At 73.4% G+C, this 20,427-nt stretch carries 15 protein-coding genes; 5 read left to right on the top strand and 10 right to left on the bottom strand.

Annotated elements, in window-relative coordinates; genetic code table 11:
• Positions 1–39: 39 nt before the first annotated feature.
• Together ACFVXG_RS36010 and ACFVXG_RS36005 are read right to left on the bottom strand one after the other, a co-directional pair.
• Positions 40–3,066: a hypothetical protein gene (locus ACFVXG_RS36010; RefSeq protein ID WP_387933856.1), complete on the bottom strand. Its 3,027-nt coding sequence runs from the start codon at positions 3,064–3,066 to the stop codon at positions 40–42.
• Between the two features lie 192 nt (positions 3,067–3,258).
• Positions 3,259–3,765 carry a nuclear transport factor 2 family protein gene (locus ACFVXG_RS36005; RefSeq protein ID WP_387933855.1) on the bottom strand — a complete coding sequence of 169 codons (507 nt, stop codon included), beginning with the start codon at positions 3,763–3,765 and terminating at the stop codon, positions 3,259–3,261.
• Positions 3,766–3,877: 112 nt separating this feature from the next.
• Here ACFVXG_RS36005 and ACFVXG_RS36000 point away from each other — a divergent pair, with 112 nt between their 5' ends.
• Positions 3,878–4,798, top strand: coding sequence for a LysR family transcriptional regulator (locus ACFVXG_RS36000; RefSeq protein WP_387933853.1), 921 nt, complete (start codon positions 3,878–3,880; stop codon positions 4,796–4,798).
• Positions 4,799–4,898: 100 nt separating this feature from the next.
• Here the strand turns inward: ACFVXG_RS36000 and ACFVXG_RS35995 are convergent, their stop codons facing one another.
• From ACFVXG_RS35995 to ACFVXG_RS35985, 3 genes are all read right to left on the bottom strand, one after another.
• The gene (locus ACFVXG_RS35995) at positions 4,899–6,161 is read right to left on the bottom strand and encodes a sugar ABC transporter permease (RefSeq protein WP_387933852.1); all 1,263 of its coding nucleotides are present in this window, start codon (positions 6,159–6,161) and stop codon (positions 4,899–4,901) included.
• Positions 6,158–6,946: an ATP-binding cassette domain-containing protein gene (locus ACFVXG_RS35990; protein WP_387933850.1), complete on the bottom strand. Its 789-nt coding sequence runs from the start codon at positions 6,944–6,946 to the stop codon at positions 6,158–6,160. The genes ACFVXG_RS35995 and ACFVXG_RS35990 overlap by 4 nt, the downstream gene beginning before the upstream one ends.
• A gap of 195 nt (positions 6,947–7,141) precedes the next feature.
• Positions 7,142–8,236, bottom strand: a complete 1,095-nt coding sequence (locus ACFVXG_RS35985) for a sugar ABC transporter substrate-binding protein (RefSeq protein WP_387933848.1) — start codon at positions 8,234–8,236, stop codon at positions 7,142–7,144.
• A gap of 742 nt (positions 8,237–8,978) precedes the next feature.
• On the opposite strand from ACFVXG_RS35985, the gene ACFVXG_RS35980 reads away from it, so the two are divergent.
• Positions 8,979–10,808, top strand: coding sequence for a hypothetical protein (locus tag ACFVXG_RS35980; RefSeq protein WP_387933846.1), 1,830 nt, complete (start codon positions 8,979–8,981; stop codon positions 10,806–10,808).
• On the opposite strand, the gene ACFVXG_RS35975 is transcribed toward ACFVXG_RS35980, so the two are convergent.
• A complete protein-coding gene (locus ACFVXG_RS35975; RefSeq protein WP_387933844.1) occupies positions 10,706–12,922 on the bottom strand; it encodes an NB-ARC domain-containing protein in 2,217 nt (738 codons plus the stop codon). The two genes, ACFVXG_RS35980 and ACFVXG_RS35975, sit on opposite strands and share 103 nt — an antisense overlap.
• A 253-nt stretch (positions 12,923–13,175) precedes the next feature.
• Here ACFVXG_RS35975 and ACFVXG_RS35970 point away from each other — a divergent pair, with 253 nt between their 5' ends.
• Entirely contained in the window at positions 13,176–14,846 is a 1,671-nt protein-coding gene (locus ACFVXG_RS35970) for an alpha/beta fold hydrolase (RefSeq protein ID WP_387933843.1), read from the top strand.
• Between the two features lie 64 nt (positions 14,847–14,910).
• Positions 14,911–16,482 (top strand): alpha/beta fold hydrolase, encoded by a 1,572-nt coding sequence (locus tag ACFVXG_RS35965; protein WP_387933842.1) that lies wholly within the window; start codon positions 14,911–14,913, stop codon positions 16,480–16,482.
• A 15-nt stretch (positions 16,483–16,497) separates the two neighbouring features.
• Here ACFVXG_RS35965 and ACFVXG_RS35960 read toward each other — a convergent pair whose 3' ends face one another.
• The 4 genes from ACFVXG_RS35960 to ACFVXG_RS35945 form a co-directional block, all read right to left on the bottom strand.
• Positions 16,498–16,779 (bottom strand): hypothetical protein, encoded by a 282-nt coding sequence (locus tag ACFVXG_RS35960; protein ID WP_387933840.1) that lies wholly within the window; start codon positions 16,777–16,779, stop codon positions 16,498–16,500.
• Positions 16,780–16,847: 68 nt separating this feature from the next.
• Positions 16,848–17,990, bottom strand: a complete 1,143-nt coding sequence (locus ACFVXG_RS35955) for a GDSL-type esterase/lipase family protein (protein ID WP_387933838.1) — start codon at positions 17,988–17,990, stop codon at positions 16,848–16,850.
• The gene (locus ACFVXG_RS35950) at positions 17,987–18,601 is read right to left on the bottom strand and encodes a TetR/AcrR family transcriptional regulator (protein ID WP_387933836.1); all 615 of its coding nucleotides are present in this window, start codon (positions 18,599–18,601) and stop codon (positions 17,987–17,989) included. Before ACFVXG_RS35950 ends, ACFVXG_RS35955 begins: the two co-directional genes overlap by 4 nt.
• A 123-nt stretch (positions 18,602–18,724) precedes the next feature.
• Entirely contained in the window at positions 18,725–19,732 is a 1,008-nt protein-coding gene (locus ACFVXG_RS35945) for an AraC family transcriptional regulator (protein WP_387933834.1), read from the bottom strand.
• A gap of 179 nt (positions 19,733–19,911) precedes the next feature.
• Between ACFVXG_RS35945 and ACFVXG_RS35940 the strand changes: the two genes are divergently transcribed.
• Positions 19,912–20,379 carry a DUF1772 domain-containing protein gene (locus tag ACFVXG_RS35940; RefSeq protein ID WP_387933832.1) on the top strand — a complete coding sequence of 156 codons (468 nt, stop codon included), beginning with the start codon at positions 19,912–19,914 and terminating at the stop codon, positions 20,377–20,379.
• Positions 20,380–20,427: the final 48 nt, after the last annotated feature.

The raw sequence follows: 20,427 nt of genomic DNA, 5'->3' as shown, positions 1-20,427 counted from the left end.
GCCGCGAAGCGACCAGGAGGGCACCGGTCGGACGGTCCGTCAGCCCCAGTTGCCCACCAGCGGCACGTCGCCCGCATTGCCGAACTTCTTGCTGTAGATCACCAGGTTGGAGTTCTCGGCGGCCCCGTAGAAGCTCTGGTCCCCGGGCCGGTACACGCCGATGGTCTCCTTGCCGGTGCCGTCCCAGTCGCCCTTGATCGGGATGTCGCCGGGGTTGCCGAACCGGACGCCCGGACGCGGGTTCTCCGTCTGGTTGGAGTCGTTCAGGTAGAAGGTCTGGGTCTGCGGGTCGTACACGCCGACGGTGGTGGTGCCGTTGCCGTCCCAGTCGCCGACCAACGGCTTCCAGCCCGCGTTGCCCAGCTTGATCCGGTACTTGACGCCGACGTTGTCGTCGGAGAGGTAGAAGGTCTGCTCGCTGGGCCGGTAGACGCCGACCGTGGTCCGCCCCTGCCCGCTCCAGTCGCCGACCAGCGGGATGTCGCCGGGGACCCCGAACGGGAAGGTGGCGGCGACGGTGACGTTGTCGTTCGACAGCTGGAAGGTCGCGGTGTCGGGGTGGTAGACACCGATGGTGTCGGTGCCCGGCTCGTTCCAGTGGCCGGTCAGCGGGACGGCGTTGCCGCCGCCGCCGAACACGCCCTGCCCGGTGTACCAGCCGTTGTGGGCGGCCTCGCCGAAGCTGCCGTCCGACGGCCGGTACACGCCCACCGAGGCGGGCGCCGGCGTGGGCGTGGCGTTGACCACGGCCTTGCCGATCCGCTGCTGGGCCGCGACGGTCAGCGGCACCTTGTTCGGCTGGTCGGGGCCGAGCCAGCGGAAGTTCTGCAGGTAGACGACGCGGGGGTCCTGCGCGGCGATCGCGCGGTACTCCGCGTTGTACGCCGCGACGTCGGCGTCGGTCTTGCCGGAGTAGCAGCCGTCGGCGATGTTCTGCTCGTTGGTGGACTCCGGGAAGAGCATCAGGTGCTGGTCCGGCGAGGAGAGGAAGGTCTCCAAGTGCGCCAGCCGCCACTGGATCTCGCCGCGGCCCACGCAGTAGTAGTCGAAGCCGACGATGTCGACGGTGGACGGGATCGGCGCGGTCTGCTCGGCGTTCCAGCGGTCGAGGCTCATGATCAGCATCTTGTCCGGGAACGCGGCCCTGATCTGCTCGGCCTGCGTCTGGACCTGCGCGGGGCTCAGACCGTGCGAGTAGGGCTCGTCGCTCAGGTCGACGGCGGCGATCTTGTCGATGTTCGGCCCGATCCGCTTCACCAGGTCGAGCAGGTTCTGCGCGGCGTTCGGGTTCGGGTCGAACAGCCAGCTACCGGGCGAGCGCGGGACCACCGTCTCCTGGTTGAGGTCGATCACGCAGGAGGCCGGCAGGCACTGGTCCAGGAACTCCAGGCGGCGGTCCTGGTCGCGCAGGTAGTTGTTGAAGTTGGTCCACTGCGCCACCTCCGGCGCGTGGTTGACGCCGTTGTTCGGCTGGTTCGGGTCCCGGATGTCGAAGTACCCGTAGTAGCCGAGCCCGCCCAGCATGGAGACCCGCAGGTCGTCCACCGTGGTGACCTGGCCGGCCGCCGAGTGGTGGGCGCCGAGCGAGACGTAGCCGTCGCGGGGCAGCTTGGCGGCGGTGCGGCCGGAGAACACCGTCGTGCCGTTGACCTGGACGGTCGCCTGCTGCCGGTCGCCGGTCGCCAGCGCCATCGACACCTGGTAGGAGCCGGCCGGCGGGACGGTGGGCAGGGCGGTCGGCGTGCCGCCCTGGAAGAGCGTCAGCCCGCCGTCGGCCTGGACGCGCAGGCCGAGCGCGATGTCCTCGGCGTCCACGGCGCCCGTGCCGCTGGAAGCGTTGCTGACGGCGAGGGAGGCCCAGTCCTGGCCTGAGGTACTGCCGACCAACGGAGTCAGGACGGCGTGCACCGTGTAGGCGCCGGTCGGGACGTCCGAGGTGGCCGGCTTGTTCAGGCGGACGGCCGAGGTGCCCTTGGGGAACGAGAGCACGTTCGGGTTCGCCGGGCTGTTGACCTGCACCGAGCCCGCCGGCGGGTCGAGGGCCAGGCCCTTGACGCCCGATACGGCCGTGTAACCGGCGGAGATCAGGCTCGGCTGGCGGGCGCTGAGGTCCTGGTTGAGGCCGAAGTCCGGGGTGGCGTTCGGCGCGCCGTCGAAGGTGTCGACGAACGGCTTGGCGCTACGGGTGGCAGCGGTGTCCACCGCGCTGACGGTCAGGCCGTGGCCGGCGCCGTCGCCGAAGGTGGTGACCCGGTCCGGGCTGGAGAGGTAGGCGCCGAGGTAGAGGAACTCGCTGCCCGGCCAGCGGGTCACCCCGGTCGGCGCGGGGACGGTGAACGGGGTGCCGTTCACCGTCAGGGCGACGGCGCGGTCGGCGCCGGTGGAGACGGTGAGCGAGACGGCGTACTGCGCCGTGGGCGCCACCGTGCCGGTCCAGAACGGGGTTTCGCCGCCGCCACCGTGGAAGAGCGCGAGCTTGCCACCGGAGCCGACGGTCAGGCCGAGGTCGACGTCGCCGCCGGTGACGTAGCCGGTGCCGCGGTGGCTGCGGCTCAGCACGAGCGAGCCCCAGTCGCCGGCGGCGGTGTCGCCGACCACCGGGTCGATCACCGTCGAGACGGTGTAGTGGCCGGTGCCGTCGGCGACGGCCGGTGCCCCGAGCATCACCGCGGACACGCCCTTGGCGAACAGCAGCTTGTTCGGGTGGTCCGGATGGCTGGTCTGGACGAACCACTGGTCGGGGGCGACCGTGGTGTCCCAGCGGCCGGAGACCCGGGTGTAGGAGATCCCGTGCTGCCCGGCCGGGGGCGACTGCCGGGCGTCGAGCCCGACGTTCAGCCCGTACAGCGGGTCGGTGTCCAGCGCCGGGTCCAACTGGAAGGTGTCCGAGAAGGCACGCGTGGTGTCGAGGTCCACCGGCACCGGCCCGGACCCGTCACCGGCTGCTGCGGCCGCCGGTGCGGCGGCGGCCGCATCGGCGGGTATGAGGCCGGACGGCAGCAGTGCCAGCGCGAGCGCCGAGGCGCCGGCGAGGAGCCGGCGGGCCAGGCGTTGAGTGAGTATCACCGAGTGGTCGTCTCCCGGTCGTCGAATCGGCGGCGCGGGCCCGCGTCGCCGAAGGGAGAGCGGACACAGCGGTGTCGTACCGGCTCGGCGACCTTCCCCCCGGGCGGGATCATAAGGGGTGGATACGAAGGGGGCGGATACGAACGGCCACGCCGGGCCTGGCCGCTACGGGCCTCGGGGGCTCCCGCGTGCTCACCCGAAGATGGCCCGGGGCTCACCGGTGAGCCACACGTTGTCGATCCGCACCCGGTGCATCAGCCAGCGCCCGCCGTCACGGTGCAGGTCGACGTCGTAGCGGTTCTTCAGCAGCGCGTGGGTCGCGGGGTCGGCGGTCAGCAGGTGCTGCGCCTCGACGAGGGCGGTGAGCCGGGCGCGGTCGCCGTCCACGGTGATGCGGGGGTTGGTGATCTGGTGGGTGGTGGTGACCCGACCGGCGAACATGGCGAGGATGGTCGTCACGATGTGGTCCCGGCCGGTCATCAACGGCGGCTCGGCGCCCCAGGCGGCGGCCGCGGGACGGAAGTCCAGTTCGGCGTCGGGGGTGAAGGAGGAGGCGAAGAGCTCGCGGTCCTGGAGGTCCTGGCCGAGGCCGAAGCGGAGCAGGGCGTCCAGGACCTCGGTCCGGTCGCGCAGTTCGGCGGCGACGGCGGCCGGATCGGCGGCGGGGGCGGTGAGGGCGCGGTCGGTGGTGACGTACACGGTGAACTCCCGGTCGGGTGGCTGTCCTTCGGCGATGGGTCCACCCTCCCGCCGGAGCGGTCGGACGATCAACGGCAGGCTGTGCAACGATCGTTAAGCGAGACTTGACGCGGTGGTCGGGGAGAGGCGGTACGGCGTGCTGGAGCGGTACGAGATCGAGGCGTTCCTGACGCTCACCGAGGAGCTGCACTTCGGGCGGACGGCGGAGCGGCTGCACGTCTCCACCGCGCGGATCAGCCAGACCGTACGGAAGCTGGAACGCCGGTTCGGCGCACCGCTGTTCGTCCGGACCAGCCGCCGGGTGGAGCCCACCGCGCTCGGGGTGCAGCTGGCCGAGGAGCTGCGGCCCGCGTGGGAGGCGGTGGGCGCCGCCGTCCGGCGGGTGACCGACGCCGGGCACGGCCGCACCGGGATGCTGCGGGTGGCGTTCGCGGGCCCGGCGGCGGGGCAGTTGCTCGTCGGCGTCGCGGAGCGGTTCCGGGACCGGCTGCCGGGCTGGGAGGCGGCCCTTCGGGAGGCCGAACTTGTCGACCGCATAAGCCTGTTGAGGGCGGGCGAGGTGGACCTGGTGTTCGCGGAGTACCCGCTGCGCGAGCCGGACCTGGTGCCGGGTCCGGTCCTGGTGAGCGAGCCGCGGATGATCGCCCTGCCCGCCGGTCACCCGCTCGCCCGACAGGACGCCGTCACCCTGGAGGAGCTGGCCGGGATCCCGCTCGTCCGACTGCCCGCCGCCGTACCGGAGTCCTTCCGCGCCGACCGCGTCCCGACGCGGACGCCGGCCGGGCGGCCGATCCCCTCCGGGCCGGAGGGCGGCACCCTGAACGAGATCCTCACCCTGGTCGGCGCGGGCCGGGCCGCCTTCCCGCTCGGCGCCCAGGCCCGCCGCTACCACCCCCGCCCTGACATCGCCTACCGCCCGCTGACCGACGCGCCCCCGGTGCAGTGGGGCCTGCTCCACCACCGCGACCGCGCGACGCCCGCCACGGAGGCGTTCCACCGCGCGGCCCGGGAGCTGCTGGGCGCCGACGGCTGAGGGCGCCGTCCGCGCAAGGCCGGATCGGGTCCACGACAGCGCCCGGCCCGGCATCCAGGGGTGGATGCCGGGCCGGGCGTGACGACGGTGTGACGACGGGTCAGCGCGCCGCCGTCTTGCGGGTGCGGCGGGAGACGGAGTCCAGGACGACCGCGGCGAGCAGCACGGCGCCGGTGATCATGTACTGGATGGCCTGACTGACGTGGACCAGGTCGAGGCCGGTGGTGATGCTCTGGATGACCAGGATGCCCAGCAGGGCGGACCAGGTCTTGCCGCGCCCACCGAAGAGGCTGGTGCCGCCGATGACGGCCGCGGCGATCGAGTTCATCAGGACGTTGCCGCCGCCGAGGATCTTGTCGGCGGAGCCCTGCTGGGAGGCGTAGAAGAGGCCGCCGAGGGCCGCCATGCCGGCGGAGATCATGAAGACCGAGATCCGGATCCAGGCGACGTTGATGCCCGCGCGCCGGGCGGCCTCCACACCGCCGCCGACGGCGAAGATCTGCCGGCCGTAGCTGGTGCGGCGCAGGACGAAGTCGGTGATGACGACGACGCCCAGGAAGATGAGCAGGGGCAGCGGCAGGCCGCGGTCCTGGTTGAGCATGTAGGCGGCGGTCAGCGCGATGACGGCGAGGACGCCGGTGCGCAGCGCGATCTCGCCCATCGGCCGCGCGGCGAGGCCGGCGGCGCTGCGGCGGCGGGCGTCGAGGAGCTGCCCGGCGGCGAAGAGCGCGATGCCGAGGACGGCGAGGCCCCAGGTGTAGGCGACGTCGCCGTCGCCGAGGAAGTAGGTGTCCAGGTTGGCCAGCACGCCGTCGTGGACGACGTTGACGGTGCCCTTGTCGCCGAGGACGTACTGCTGCAGGCCGCTCCAGGCGAGCAGGCCGGCGAGGGTGACGACGAAGGCCGGGACGCCGATCTTGGCGAAGAAGAAGCCGTGCAGGGCGCCGATGGCGACGGCGGCGGCGAGGGCGATGAGGCAGGAGAGCCACTCGTTGTAGCCGGAGCGCGCGGACAGGCTCGCGGCGATCGCGGCGGCGGCGCCGGAGACGGAGCCGAGCGAGAGGTCGATCTCACCGAGCAGGAGCACGAAGACGATGCCGACGGCGATCAGGCCGGGGCCGGCGATCCACTTGGTGATGTTGGTGAGGTTGTCGGCGTTGAGGAAGTCGCCGGTGACGCCCTGGAAGATGGCGCCGATGAGGATCAGGCCGAGGACGACGGGTACGGAGCCAAGGTCGCCGTTCTTCATCTTCCGCTTGAACTCGGCGAGGTAGCCGGCGAGGCCGGCTTCGCGGACGAGCAGACGGGGATCGACCGAGGGGGTGGCCGGTGCGGGCTCGGCCGTGGTCTGTTCGGTGGTCACTTGGCTTCCTCAGCGATTCGGGCCTGGCGTCGGGTGACGGCGTTCTCGGTGGCGCCGGTGATGGCGGAGATGATCTCCTCGTGCGAGGTGTCGGCCACCGCGAAGACACCGTTGTTGCGGCCCAGCCGCAGGACGGCGACGGTGTCGGCGACGGCCTTGACGTCGGCCATGTTGTGGCTGATCAGGATGACGCCGAGGCCTCGGTCGCGCAGGCGCTCGACGAGGTCGAGGACCTGGGCGGTCTGCTCGACGCCGAGGGCGGCGGTGGGCTCGTCCAGGATGACGATCTTGGGGTCGCCGACCAGGGCGCGGGCGATGGCGACCACCTGGCGCTGGCCGCCGGAGAGGGCGGCGATCGGGATGCGCACGCTCGGGATGCGGATGGACAGGGTGTCCAGCAGTTCGCGCGCCCGCTTCTCCATGGCGACCTCGTCGAGCATGCCGAAGCTCTTGAGTTCGCGGCCGAGGAAGAGGTTGCCGACCACGTCGAGGTTGTCGCAGAGCGCGAGGTCCTGGTAGACGGTGGCGACGCCGAGGGCCTGGGCGTCGTGCGGGCGGCCGATGGAGACCGCCTCGCCCTCCCACTCGATCGTCCCCTCGTCGATCGGGTGGACGCCAGCGATGGTCTTCACCAGCGTGGACTTTCCGGCGCCGTTGTCGCCCACCAGGGCGACCACCTCGCCTGCGTGGACGTCCAGGTGGACGTCCGTCAGCGCCTGGACGGCGCCGAAGCGCTTGGAGACCCCGCGCAACGCCAGTACGGGTGCGCCTGTCACGTGAACCATCTCCTTCTTCCCGTGCACGCGTGCACGCCGTGGGGGCGCGGGGGCGGCCGGGCCGGCCCGCGCACCGTGCGGCGCGGGCGGATGAACGTCGAAAAGGGGTGCCGGGGCGGAGCGGGGACCGCCACGCGGTGCGGGCGGCTCCCCGGGGAGGCGGGGAGCCCCGCCCGGGCGGTGCTGCTTCAGTCCGGCTCGGTGCTACTTGAGGCCGGCGGCGGCGCAGGCCGCGGCGTAGTCGGCGGTGCAGATGTCGGAGGCCTTGTAGAGGCCGTCAGCGATCACGGTGTCCGCGATGTTGGCCTTGGTGACGACCTTGGGGTCGAGCAGCTTGGCCGGGATGCCCTTGTCGGTGGCGCTGTCGACGGTGGAGGTGGCGACGGCCTTGACGTCCCTGCCCTGGAGCAGGTCGACGGCCAGTTCGGCGGCGCTGTCGGCGAGCGGCTTGTAGGCCTTGTAGATGGTGTAGGCCTGGTCGCCGTTGACGATGCGCTGGACGGCGTCGAGACCGGCGTCCTGGCCGCCGACGGGGACCTTGATGCCCGCGCCCTGGAGCTGGGTGATGATCGCGCCGGCCATGCCGTCGTTGGCGGAGTAGACGCCCTGGAAGCCGTCCTTGCCGAACTGGGTGATCGCGGCACCGATCTTCTGACCGGCCACGGTGGGCTTCCACTCGCCCGACTGCTCGTAGACGACCTTCTTCACCTTGCCGTCGAGCACCTTGTGGGCACCGGCCTTGAACTGACCGGCGTTCGGGTCCGCGTCATCGCCGTTGATCATGACGATGTTGTCGGCGGAGGCCTGCGGGCCGAGCGCGTCCAGCAGGGCCTGGCCCTGGAGCTCGCCGACCTTCTCGTTGTCGAAGGAGGCGTAGGCGGCCACCGGGCCGGTGGCCAGGCGGTCGTAGGCGACGACCTTGACGCCCTTGGCGGCGGCCTCCTTGACCCAGCCCTCGGTGGAGGTGGCGTCGAAGGCGTCCAGCACGATCACCTTCACGCCCTGGGCGATCAGGGTGTCGAACTGCTGCTTCTGCTTGGCGGCGCTGCCCTCGGCGTTGTTGTAGAGCACCTTGCAGTCGGCGCACAGGGCCTTGACCTTGGCCTCGATGAACGGGCGGTCGAAGGACTCGTAGCGGGTCGAGGACGCGTTCTCGGGCAGCAGCAGGCCGATGGACTTGTTGTCGCCGGAGGCGGCGGAGTCCTTCTTGTCGCTGCCGGCCTTGCCGCACGCGGCCATGGACAAGGCCATCGAGACGGCCGCGGTGGCGATGACGGCGCGACGCATCATTGCGTTCATGTGGGGGTGCCTCCCTGACGTCGCCGCGACGGTGCGGCGGGGTGGGACGGAGTCAACCCGCACCTGCCGGATTGAGTCAAGAAGTAAATCCAAGAAGTGATCGAGCTGGACCTTTTCGTTATCTTCTTGAACGCAGGTGCCCAGACGGCCGGCCCCCGGCGGGCCGATGGTCGGCAAGCGGCCGCTCCGGGCCGTCCCGCCCGCGCCGGTACGCGTAGGCCCGTGGACGTCATGAACACACAGAGACGCACGTTGAACAGTGGGTAACGGCGGGCGGCGCCGAGCCGGCGGCCCCACCGGGACGGGGCGACGCCGTGGAGTGCCGCGCGTACCACCCCGCGACCTGTGGAGGCAATGCGTTCAAGATGTGTCGACTGGATCGGTCTTAGCGGCCGGCCACGGAATCCGCTCCCGACCCGGCTCCAACTCGGCTGCTCCGAGCGGAACCTGACGCTGTGTCGGACCTGGCCGGGGAGAGCCACCGGCATGCCGACACCACGGTCGCCGTCGGACCGGCCCCGGCCGTCGGCACCCGGGCCCCGGTCCGTACCCGCGCCCCGGCCGCTCAGCATTAAGCTCTGCTGCGATAGCCGAGGACGGACAGGACCGTTGTCACAGATACCCGCGTCATGGTACGGAGACTGCGCGAGCCGCGAGCCGCGAGCCGCGAGCCGCGAGCCGCGAGCCGCGAGCGTCCGCGGACGGTCGGTGTGCCATCCTTCCTCCGGGCGGAGGTGGGCACATGGAGTCGGCTGAGGCGGGCAGACGCATCCTCGCCCCGATCGGCGCCCAGGCCCACCGGTGGCGCACCTTCGGGCCCGAGCGCACGCTCGTGGTGGCCGCGCGGACGGTGACCTCGCTGGTGCGGGCGCTCGACGTGGTCCCCGACGTGGTCGCGGACGACCCCCGGGTGGCCGTCGTCTTCGCCTACGACCCGTCGTCCGCCTTCGAGGACGGCGTCCTCGACCTCCTGCGCAGGCTTCGCTGCCGCACCATGCCGTGGGCGCAGCTCCACGAGGTCGAGGTCGACCTGCTGCTGTCGGCCAGCGAGAACGTCGACCCTCCCGGTGACTTCCCGGTCCTGGTGCTGCCGCACGGTGTCGGCTTCCAGAAGTGGGTGCCGGACTCGGAGAACCCCGGCACCCGGCTCTCGGGGCTCGCCAGGGACAGCCTGCTCGCGGCGCGCCGGGCGTGGCTGACCGTCTCCCATCCGCAGCAGGCCCGTCAGGCCGAGGAGGCCAGCCCCTCGACCGCCGGGCGGACCGTCCTGGTGGGCGACCCGTGCTTCGACCGGCTGACCGCCAGTTCGCGGTGGCGCGAGCGGTACCGGGAGCGCCTGGGCGTCCTGCCCGACCAGCGGCTCGTCCTGCTGTCGTCGACCTGGGGGCCGGGTGCGCTGATCGCCCGTCACCCGCGGCTGCCCGCTGAGTTGCTCGCCCGGCTCCCCCTGGACGGGTTCCGCGTCGCGCTCGTGCTGCACCCCAACGTGTGGTCCGTGCACGGCGCTTGGCAGATCGAGGTGATGCTCCGGTCCGCGATCGCCGCGGGCCTCCACGTCGTCGATCCGACCGACGGCTGGCAGCAGGCGGTCATCGCGTCCGACCTGCTGATCGGCGACCACGGTTCGGTGACCTTGTACGGTGCGGCCGTCGGCAGGCCGGTCCTGCTGGGCGCCTTCGGGCCGGAGGCGGTGCCGGGGACCGCCGGCGAGACCCTGCGGCGCGTCGCGACCGGGTTCGACGTCGGCGCCCCCGCGCGTCCGCAGGTCGAGGCGGCGATCGCCGGCCACCGGCCGGACCGGTACGCCGAGGTCGCCGACCAGGCCTTCGCCGTTCCCGGTGAGGCGATGACCCGACTCCGGCGCCTGGTCTACGAGTTGCTGCGGCTCGCGCCTGCCGAAACCCCGGTGCGCGGGGTGCAGGCCTTCCCGCTTCCCCCCGCGGCGACCGCCCGGCCGACCGCGATGTTCGTGGAGACGACCGTCGACGGCTCCGGCGACCGCCTCGGCGTCGACGTGCGCCGTTACCCGCTCCCGGTCGCCGAGGAGGGCTCCGAGAGCGAGCAAGTGTTCTGGCACCTGGCCTGCGACGTCGGGGAACCGGACACCCGGCTCGTGGAGAGCGCCACCGTCCTGCTGAGCGAACGGCGGGCGGACGGCCTCTCGGCGGGCGTCCGGCTGGTCCGCGGCATGCTCGCCGACTTCCCCGGCGCCCGTCTGGCCGCGCTCCCCTTCGAGGGCGGCTGCCTGGTGGGGCTGCGCGACGGCAGGGTCCTCGAGGTGACGGCCGCCGGGGCCGAAGGGGGTCCAGCTGCCGCCGGGGCCGGACGGGCCCCGGGTCCGGCCGTCGCCGCGGCGCTCGTCTACGCGTGCCTGCGCGCCGGTGAGCCGCTCGGGCACCGGATCGTGGCCCTGCGGCACGGGGAGACCGTGCAGCAGGTCGGGCTGCGCCCCCTGCCGCAGGAGGCCGCTCAGTCCCCCGGCGCGGACTCCCCCGGCGCGGACTCCCCCGCCCCGGACTCCCCCAACCGGGCCCGGAGTTCGGCCGCGCGCGGGTTCCCGCCCGCCTCGTAGACGGCCAGGGCCCGCCGCAACTGCTCCGTCACCACGTGCGCGGGCTCGCCGGCCTCCTCGGCCAGCGCGGCCAGGTCCTCGCGGGCCAGCGCCTCGTAGTGCTCGGCGCGCAGCCGGCCGAGGTCGTCCGCGGCAGTCGTCAAGTCCCGCCGCGCACCCGGGACATCGCCGAGCCGCCACCGGATCCTGCCCTGGTCGGCCCTCGTCCGGGCGGCCATCCGGGCGTCCCGGACCTCCAGGAAGCCGTCGTACGCGGTCGTCAGGGTCTCCAGCGCCTGCGCCGGATCGCCCGCCTCCCCGACGGCGAGGCCGAGGAAGTACCGCGCCAGGGCCTCCCCCCGCCGGTCGCCGACCTCGGCGTTCAGGGCCAGCGACCGCTGGAACGCGGCGACGGCCTTGCCCAGGTCGTGGGCCTGCCAGTACCGCCCGAGGAACTCCTGCACCGAGGCGCGCAGGAGGAGGTTCCCGGTGGACTCCGCGAGGCGTTCGGCGGTGGCCAGTTCGGCCTGCGCGAGGTCGTCCCGGCCCAGGTCGAGGAGCGGCCGGGAGAGCAGGCTCCGCAGCCGGGCCTCGACGGCGGCCTGTCCGTCGCGCGCCGCGGCCTCGGCGCCGATGGTGAGCGACTCCCGCCAGTCGGCGAGGTGACGGTGGTGCAGGAACAGCACCGTCAAGGGCTCGGCCAGCTGCCAGGCGGGGCGGTCGAAGCCGTACCGGGCGGTGGCGCGCAGCGCGGCCATGATGTTGGGGCGTTCCACTTCCAGCCACCGGAGGGCGTCGGCCGCGGGGTCGGCAGCGGCGTCGGCGAACGGGTTGGCCGCCCCGGCCGTGAGGGCCCGTACGTCGGTGATCCTCAGCCGGTCGGACCGGATGGTGAGGTCGGCGAGCGCGGTGAGCACCAGGTAGTGGCCGATGACCCGGCCGACGGCCTGCCGCTCGGTCTCCGGCGGGTCGCTCTCGCGCAGTTCGTTCAGGGCGTGCAGGCGGACCAGGTCGTGCAGGCGGTAGCGGCCGTCCTCGGTCGTCTCGAGCAGGCTCGCCGCGTCCAGGACGTCCAGCAGGCGCCGGGCGGCTTCGCAGCTGAGGCCCGCGGCGACTCCCGCCACCGCGGTGTCGAAGGTGCGGCCGGGCAGGCTGCCGAGGATCCGGTAGAGCGCGGAGGCGTCGGCGGGAAGGTCGCGGTACACGAGTCGAAGCGCTGCGGACACGGTGTGCTCCTCGTCGTCGGAGGGCGTGCCGAGGGGGTTCAACCGGCCGTGTTCGTCGGCCAGTTCGGCGACCAGGGCAGCGATGGTGAGACTGCTGCGGGTGTGCAGGCGGCCGGCGGCGACGCGCAGCACGATCGGCAGACCGCCGCACAGCCGGGCGAGTTCGGCGGCCGCCTCGGGCTCGGCCGCCACCCGCCCGGGGCCGCAGAGCCGGGCCAGCAGTTCCAACGCGCTGGTCTGCGCGAGGGGTTCGAGCGGCAGGAGGGCGGCGCCGTCGGCCGCGAGGTCGCCGAGCCGCTGGGTGCTGGTGGCCAGGAGCGCGCTGCCCGGGCCGTGCGGGAGCAGGGCGGTGACGTGGGCGGGGCGGGTGACGTCGTCCAGCAGCACCAGCATCCTGCGCTGCGCGGAGAGCGAGCGGTAGAGGCCGACCCGTTCGGCCAGCCGGCCGGGCATGTACTGGTCCGTGACGCCCAGCGAACGCAGGCACACGGCGACGGCCTCGGAGACGTCGGCCCCCGCGCCCTCCCGCAGCGCGGTGAAGTCGACGAACAGCTGCCCGTCCGGGAAGCGGGACCGGTTCAGGTGGGCCCACCGGCAGGCGGCGGCCGTCTTGCCGATGCCCGGCAGTCCGCTGATCACACCGATCGCGCAGTCGGCCTCGCCGGTGCCGCCGTCGGCGAACAGCTCGTCGAGGGCCGCGATCTCGGCGTCGCGGTTGACGAAGGCCCGGGGTGCCCGCGGCACCTGGTCGGGCCGGGCTCCGGCCGTCGGGCCTTGTTCCATACGGTAGTTGAAGGTGATTCCGTGCACGGATCCGGCCTGGACCACCGGGCCGTGCACGGTGCTCGTGGACAGGTCGTTGCTGACCGTGGCCGCAGCCCGGTCCGCCGCTTCGCGTTCCCCGTCCATCGCCCCCGCCTCGTGCGTCCGCCGACTGGCTGTCACGTTACTGGACGCCGGGCCCCGGCGGCGGCCGGTGGCCGTGTCCCGGCGGCTCCTGCCGCGCTGCCGCGCCTGCCGCTCGTGCCACGCCGGTGCCCGGCCCACCAGCCGACCGGGGTAGCCCGCCGTGCGCGGTGGCGGACGGGCAGGCAGGCTCGGGACCACCACGATGTGTCCGGCTCCACCGGCCGGAGGTTCCGGCTGACGGAGGACGACCCGCATGGAGCGGCAGCAGATACGCACGCCCGGTTCACCGGTCACCCCGCCGGGCGGATCCTCCGGCCCCGGTCCGGCGGAGGGGCGCCCGCGAGCGCGGCGGACCGGCGCGCGGCGGGTGCTCCGGGCGGCCGTCGCGGTGGCGGGCGCGCTCGTCCTGCTGGCGGGCGCCCCCGTCGGCGGATCGGCGTCGGCGCTCGCCCCGGGCCATCGCTCGGCGTCCGCACTCGCCCCGGGCGACCGCTCGGCGGGGCCGCCGCAGTTCGTGCCCGGCGCCTGTCCGAGGACCCCGAGACCGGTTCCGGCGCTGGCGGGCGCCCGCTGCGGGTTCCTGGTGGTGAGCGAGGACCGCGGCCGACCCGGCGGCCCGACGATCCGGCTCGCCGTGGCGATCATCCCGGCCGCGTCCTCGTCGCCCGCCCCGGACCCTGTCGTCCACCTGACCGGCGGGCCCGGGAGCGACGCGATCGACGACGCGCAGTTCCTCGTCGACGCCGGGCTGAACCGGGACCGCGACCTGATCGTCATGGCCCAGCGGGGGACGCTGCACTCCGTGCCGAACCTCGCGTGCCCGGAGGTGGACCGCTTCTACGCCCGCGCGGTGGGACTCCGCTACGACGCGGAGCCGACGGAGGAGCTCCTCGTCCAGGCCATGGGCGAGTGCCGGGACCGCCTCGCGGCCGGCGGCGTCGACCTGAGCGCCTACAACACCCTGGAGAACGCCGCGGACTTCGCCGATCTGCGCGCGGCGCTCGGCATCGCCCGCTGGAACGTGTACGGCTACTCCTACGGCACCGACCTCGCCCTCACCTACCTGCGCGAGCACCCGGAGGGCATCCGGACGGTGACGATCGACTCCGTCGTCCCCCCGCAGGTCGTCAGCCTCCCGTGGACCTGGAGCAGCGCCGGGGAGGGGATCAATGCGATCCTCCGGGCCTGCCGCGACCAGCCGCTGTGCGACGACCGCTACCCGCACCTCGGCCGGACGCTGGCGCGGCAGGTGCGGAAGCTGGAGGCCGAGCCGCTGACGCTGCGCGCGTCGCCGCCCGGCGGCGGGCCGGAGGTCGAGGTCGTCCTCGACGGCGGCGCCCTGGTCAACCTCCTCGTCGGCAACGCCGTCCCCTCGGCCGACGTCCCCGCCGCGCTCGACGAGCTCGCGCACGGCGACCCGCACCGCTTCGCCGCCGCCCGCGCGGCCGGCACCACCCCCGCCGTCGGCGAGTTCGCCTACGGCCTGACCGAGAGCGTGGCGTGCGGCGAGTGGGTGCCGGGCAGCTCGGCCGAGGACCTGCTGGCAGCGGGGCGCCGGGCGTTCCCGGGATTCCCGGACCAGGTCCTCGCCCAGGCGCCTCAACTCCCCTACCAGAGCGAGGTCTGCCGCACCTGGGACGTCCCGGACCTGACGAACGTCCAGCGCGTGGCGGCCCGCAGCGCGGTCCCGACGCTGGTGCTCTCCGGAACCTTCGACGCCAAGACGGGGGCGCGCTGGGGACGGTTCGCAGCCCGGACGCTTCCCGAGGCCACCGTCGTGCGGATCCCGGGGGTCGGCCACTGGGTGACTCCGCAGTCGCCCTGCGCCCAGCGCGTCCTCGCCTCCTTCCTCGCCGACCCGGCCGCCGTCGACACCGGCTGCGTCGCCGACCTCGCGCCCAAGCCGTTCACGATCACGCCCTGACCAGGAGACCGAGAAGCATGCTCACCGCATTGATCGACTCAATCGACTCAACCGACGGCCCGTCGTGACGGGGCTACCGGGCCGGCTCGCCGCAGCGACGGCGGGCGCCGTCCTGCTCGCCGGTGTGCCGGGAATGCCGACGCACGCCTCCACGCGCCCGCTCGGGCCGGCCGCGCCGCTCGGCACGGTCGCCCGGACGGCCGGGTCGGCCGCCTTCACCCCCGGCGCCTGCCCCCGGACGCCGGAGCCGGTCCCCGCGCTGGAGAACGCGCGCTGCGGGACGCTCACCGTGCCCGAGAACCGCGCCGAGCCCGACGGGCGGACCATCACCCTCGGGGTCGCGATCGTGCCGGCACTCTCGCGCACACCGGCACCCGACCCGGTCGTGTGGCTGGCCGGCGGCCCCGGCGACGACGCCGTCGGGGAGGCGCAACTGGCCGTCGACAGCGGCCTCAACCGGGACCGCGACCTGATCCTGATGTCCCAACGGGGCACCTACTCGGCCGATCCGGCACTCACCTGCCCGGTCGTCGACCGGTTCACCGCCCGCTCCGTCGGACTCGTCTACGACGCGCGGTCCACCGGCCGCGAGCACGTCGAGGCGACCCGGACCTGCCGGCACGAACTGGCGGCCCGCGGAGTCGACCTGAGCGCGTACAACGGCACCGAGAGCGCCGCCGACTACGCGGACCTGCGGGTCGCGCTGGGCATCCCGCAGTGGAACGTGTTCGGGATCTCGTACGGCACCGACCTCGCACTCGTCTACCTGCGGGAGCACCCGGAGGGGATCCGCTCGGTCGGCATCGACGGGGTCCTCCCGCCGTCCCTGGCCGGCGCCGCCCTGACCTGGAGCAGCGCCGCGCAGGGCTTCGACGGCCTGTTCCGCGCCTGTGCCGAGCAGCCCGCCTGCGCGAGCCGCTACCCGGACCTGGAGGACACCTTCACCGACCTCGTACGGGAGCTGGAGGCCGATCCGGTCACCACCCGCGTCACGGTCCCGTCGAGCAAGGAGCCCGTCGAGGTCGTGATCGACGGCGGGACGCTGGTGAACTGGCTGACCTCCGCCACCCACGTGGCCGCGGGTGTCCCCCGCTCCCTCGACGAGCTGGCCCACGGCGATCCGCAGCGGATCGCCGAGCAGTGGGCGGGCGGCAAGCTCAGCCCGCAGGCGATCGGAAGGATCGGCCAGGGCCTGGCCTACGGGGTGTTCTGCAGCGAGTGGGTGCCGTACGAGGACCCGTCCGACGTGATCCGGGCGGGCCGGCGCGCATTCCCCTCGTTCCCGCGTTCCGTGCTGGCGCAGGGCCCGCAACTGCCCTTCCTGCGGGGCGACTGCCACGCCTGGGACATCCCGGCGGCACCGCCCGCGGTCAGGGACGTGACGCGCAGCGACATCCCGACCCTGGTCCTGTCAGGAGGGTTCGACGCCCAGACCGGCGCATCGAACGGCGCCTACGCCGCCCGGACGCTGCCCAACGCGACCGCCGTCACGATCCCGTACACCGCCCACGTCGTGGTCGCGGCCTCGCCGTGCGCCCGGAGCATCGTCGTGTCCTTCCTCGACACCCCCGGCACCCCGCAGACCGGCTGCGCCAGCGACGTCAGGCCGCCGCAGTTCGAGATCGGACCGGAGTGATCGGGCCGACCGCTGTCAGCGGGCGTCGGCTTCCTCGATCAGGTACTGGAGCTCGTCGAAGACCTGGAGCACGACGACGACCAGGACGTGGTCCGCGACCATGAACTCGACCACCACGCCGGGTGCGGCGTAGGCCTTGCGCAGGTGCTCGTCGGGGCCGATCGGCGCCGTCGCGGTCTTGTGGTACGGGTCCCGCGCGAGGACACCGAGCGCTCGCTCCAGGAGTTCACGGCGTTCGACGGGCAGGGCGTCGATGGTCGCCCTCGCCTCCACGGTGTACTGCACCCGGTACGTCATGCCCGACACGATAGCCGGGACGGCACCCGAACGGGGGATTCGCCCCTGCCGCGGCGGCTCTCCCGGCCTCATGGGGCCAGGGGGGCGCCCGGGGTGAGGGCGAGGTGGGTGAAGCGGGCGGCGATCAGGCGGTGGGCTTCCGGGGAGGGGTGGAGGTCGTCGGGGTGGGGGTGGGTCTCGAAGTCGGGCTCGCCGTAGAGGGCGCGGCCGTCGAGGTAGTGGAGGTGGGGGTCGCCGTCGGCCCGGCGGGCTTCGACGATGCGGGCCAGTTCGTCGCGGATCACCGTGAGGGTGAGGCGGCCGGGGCCGGGGTCGCCGGTGGCGCGGAAGCGGAGGGTGCCGGTGGTGAAGTCGGGGGCGAGGGGGCCCGGGGTGTGTTCCTGGATGGGGCAGAGGAGGGGGGAGACGACCAGGAGGGGGGTGGTGGGGTGGCCGTCGCGGATGGTGTCGAGGAAGCCATGGACGGCCGGGGTGAAGGCGCGCAGGCGCATCACGTCGGCGTTGACCAGGTTGATGCCGAGTTTGAGGCTGATCAGCTCGGCGGGGGTGTCGCGGATGGTGCGGGCGGTGAAGGGGTCGAGCAGGGCGCTGCCGCCGAAGCCCAGGTTGGTGAGGTCGAGGCCGGCCGCGAGGGCCGCGAGGGCGGGCCAAGTGCCGGTGGGGTGGGTGGCGTTGGAGCCGTGGCTGATGGAACTGCCGTGGTGCAGCCAGCGGTTGCGGGTGCCGGCCGGTACGGGGGTGAGGGGCGCGTCGGAGTCGAGGGCGATGAGCTCGGTGGTCTCGGTGTGCGGGAGCCAGATCTCGACGGTCTTGTCGTGGGCGGGCAGGTCGGTGAAGTGGGCGGTACCGGGCGGGCCTTCGGTCAGGGTGGTGCGGCCGGTGGTGAGGTCGACGGTCCGCAGGTTGCCGCCGGGGACGGTGGCCCGGGCCGCCGGCCGGCCGTCGACGAGGAGGTCGTAGACGCCGTCGGGCAGGTCGGGTACGCCGGGGTAGGCGCGCTTGGTGGGGACGGTGTGGAGTGCCAGCGTGGTGGCGCGGGTGCGGAAGGCGAGGCGGACGCCGGAGGGCTGGGACTCGGCCATCGCGAGCTGCTCGTCGGGGATCTGTCGGCGGGCCTTGGCGGGCAGTCGGTGCGGGAGCAGGCCGCGGCCGGTGTGTTCGACGTCCAGGTGGCCGTGCAGGAGGGCTTCGGTGACGGGTGTGGTGATCATCGTGCTTCTTCGTTCTGTGGTGCGGAGTCGAGGGGCGGGCCGTCCGGGGCCGCGGCGGAGCGGAGCATGGCGTCGACGGAGTCGACGATCCAGTCCCAGGACTGCCGCGGGTCGACGGCGGTGTGGCTGAACCCGCCGGCCGCCTCCAGGCTGATGTAGCCGTGGAAGACACTGCCGAGCAGGCGCACGGCGTGGGTCTGGGCGGGTTCGCCGAGGTCGTAGCCGCGCAGCAGGGCCCGGCTCATCTGGGCGTGCCGGACGCCCGCGCTGGCGGCGGCCGTCTCGGCGTCGAGGCGGAGCCGGGTGGCGTCGTAGCGGCCGGGGTGGCGGGTGGCGTAGTCGCGGTAGGCGTCGGCGAAGGCGGCGAGGGCGTCGCGTCCGGAGCGGCCGGCCAGGGCGTCGGCGACGAGGTCGGCGAGTTCCTCGAGGGCGTACAGGGCGATCCTGGTCCTGAGGTCCTGGGAGCTCTTGACGTGGGAGTAGAGGCTGGCGGTCTGGACGCCGAGGCGGCGGGCCAGGGCCGCGGCGGTGACGTGGTCGAAGCCGACCTCGTCGGCGAGTTCGACGCCTGCGAGCACCACGCGGTCGGTGCTCAGTCCTGCTCGTGCCATGGCCGGTTCTCCCCTCGCTGCTTCCTATGAGCAGTATGGGGTTACCTAAATGATTTAGGCAAATGGGAAATGGGTGCAGGGAGGGGTGGGGAGAGGTGGGGCGGAGTGAGGGGCGCGCCGGGGTCAGCCGGCCAGGATGACCGTCTCCGCCGGGCCGGAGAAGCCCACCGGCTGGGCCGGCGTCCCGCTCGCCGCCAAGCGGCGGTGCTCCTGCGGGCTGACCCCGCGTACCCGCTTGAAGGCCGCCGACAGCGCGAAGGCGTTGCTGTAGCCGACCTTGCGGGCAGCGAAGGCGACGGTGCACTCGGGCTCGCGCAGCAGGTCCGCGGCGACGGCCAGGCGCCAGCCCGCGAGGTACGCCATCGGGGGCTCGCCGACCAGGGCGGTGAAGCGGCGGGCGAGGCCGGCCCGGGAGACGCCGACCCGCTGGGCCAGGTCGGCGACCGTCCACGGGGTCGCCGGGTCGTCGTGCATCATCCGCAGCACCGGGCCGACCACCGGGTCGTGCTGGGCGCGGTACCAGGCGGGGGCGCCGGAGTCCGGGGCAGCGAGCCAGGAGCGCAGGACGGAGACCACCAGCAGATCGAGGATGCGGTCCAGGACGAGCTCCTGGCCGGGCTCGTTGCGCCCTATCTCGGCGGCCAGCAGGTGCACCAGGGTGTCGTCGGCGCCCGTCCCGGCCGGGCGCACCAGCAGCGCGGGCAGGCAGCCGAGCAGCCGCTGGCCGATCTCGTGCTCGGCCTGGTACGTCCCGGACAGCACCACCGAGGAGGCCTGGTCGCCCTCGCGCCCCTGGCCCCAGGTGCGGACGCCCAGCGACATCACCTCGGAGACGTCCACCCCGTCCTTGGTGCAGACCTGGCCGGGGCCGACGATCACGTCCACCGGCGTATCGGGGTCGTCCGCGACCGTGTACGGCTCCGGGCCGCGCACGATGGCCACGTCACCGGGGTGCAGCAGCAGCGGGGTGCCCCGCTCGGGCAGGATCCACGCGTCGCCGCGGACCATCGTCACCACCGACAGCGGGGCCCGGTCCTCGATGCGCAGGGACCAGGGCGGGGTGAGGATCGACCGCAGCAGGAACGCGCCGCGGGCCTTGGGGCCGTCGAGGAGTCCCGTCAGAGTGTCCATGCGTCAAGTGTAGACGGCAGGACATCATTTGACGCTTCGTCATTTGAGAGGGTCTTGAGCGATCGAGCTGGTCCGAACGGCCCGGATGCCGGATGATCGGCCCACGGGGAACGGACCGATACCCAGCGCAAGAGAACAGAGGGGCTGCGAAGATGGAAACGGCACGCACACTCGTCCTGGTGGCGGCCACTGTCACCTGCGGACTGACCGCCGGGCTGTTCTACGCCTACGCGTGCTCGGTGATGCCGGCGCTCGCCCGGGTCGACGACCGGACGTTCATCGAGGTCATGCAGCGCGTCAACGTGGCGATCCTGAACGGCTGGTTCGTGCTCGGCTTCGTCGGCGCCCTGCTCACCACGGCGGCCGCGGTCGCCCTGCACCTGCCCTCGGACGGCCACCACGCGCTGCCCGCGACGATCGCCGCCCTGGTGCTGTACGTCGCGGCGATCGGGGTCACCCGTTCGATCAACATCCCGCTGAACGACGAGCTGGAGAAGGCCGGCGCGCCGCAGCGGATCGCCGACCCGGCGGCCGTGCGCGGCCGCTTCGAGCCGCGCTGGGTGCGCTTCAACGTGCTGCGCGCGCTGCTGTGCACGGCCGCGCTGGGGTGCCTCGCCTGGGCGCTGTTCCTCGACGGGCAGAGCTGAGGGGGCTCTCGTCCTCCGGGGTGACGCCGGGGTGAGGCAGCGGAGCCG

Origin of the sequence: Kitasatospora sp. NPDC058162 (assembly GCF_042884005.1) — a bacterium.
In the GTDB taxonomy this organism is placed as follows: Bacteria; Actinomycetota; Actinomycetes; order Streptomycetales; family Streptomycetaceae; genus Kitasatospora.
This window is presented reverse-complemented; position numbering and strand designations above follow the sequence as displayed.